Consider the following 1012-nt stretch of genomic DNA (forward strand, 5'->3'; position numbering starts at 1 on the left):
GGTCCAATTGCGCGTGGGCTCGTCGTCGACGCCGCTCCACGGTCCGCCATCGGACGGTGCCCGGCGATGCTCGGCCATGAGGTAGTCGATCTGCTCCAGCCGCTCCTCGGCCGCGATATGGGCGAGATGCAGCGACAACACCCGCACCGGCCCTGCCGGCGTGCGGATCATGCATTCAAGCGCGGCGTTGCGGGTGTTGAGCGGCCGCTGCGTTCGGCGCATTGGCAGCGCATGCAGCCGCGACCAGACGATCGGCAGTTTCGACAGCACCATGGTGCCGAACTGGCGGCGCCGATTGACCAGACGGCCGTCGCGCCTTTCGCTGGCGTCCATGTCGAAGGCCGGGCCGTAGACCCAGTGATGTTCGGGCAGCAGACGGGAAAGCAGCTCCGGCTGGTCGTCGTAATTGCTGCGTTGCCAGTGCCGCTCGACTTCCTGCAGCGCAATGATGTCGGCACCGGCAACGATGCGCGCGGCGCGCGAAAGATCGTAGCGGCCGTCGCCGCCGAACCCGTACTGGATGTTGTAGCTGACCAGCTTCATTGCTTATCCGGCTCAATTTCGTGTTGGCAGTAGCGGTTCGATGCCACGGTTGCAATGTGCAGGAGAATGGACGTGGCTTGGACCAGCCTTGCTTCACCGGGATCATGCACCGATCCCGAAGCACTTCGATATCTTCCGTGCGCCGGAAAACGGCGTGCGATGCCTTATGTATTCAGCGGCTGGAACCGGCCGGGTGGCGACGCCGCCAGTTCGGTCCAGTCGATCTCTTCCTCCAGGCGATGATAGGCTTCGTCGCCAATCGTCCCGTTGCGGCGCAATTCCTCCAGCGCGTCGCGCTGGCTCTTGATCGCATAAAGACGCAAGCGGTCATATTCGGTCGCCGCCTGGGCATCGTCGGGATTTTTGGCGATCTTGCGTTGAGCGGCATATTGCTCGCGCACCGCGGCCGCCGCGTCCGATGTCTTGCCGCTCAATATGTCGAGGGCGGCCTGCATGACCACAACACGCG

At 63.8% G+C, this 1012-nt stretch carries 1 protein-coding gene and 1 pseudogene; both read right to left on the reverse strand.

Features of this window, described 5'->3' with window-relative positions; translation table 11 throughout:
* On the reverse strand, positions 1-543 hold a 543-nt coding region (locus tag EN750_RS36090; protein WP_348629647.1), incomplete at its 3' end, for an endonuclease/exonuclease/phosphatase family protein.
* 164 nt (positions 544-707) lie between these two features.
* Positions 708-1012: pseudogene (locus EN750_RS36095) on the reverse strand (sodium:proton antiporter); the annotation flags it as partial.

The sequence above is a fragment of the Mesorhizobium sp. M7A.F.Ca.ET.027.03.2.1 genome (genome assembly GCF_003999175.1).
GTDB lineage: Bacteria > Pseudomonadota > Alphaproteobacteria > Rhizobiales > Rhizobiaceae > Mesorhizobium.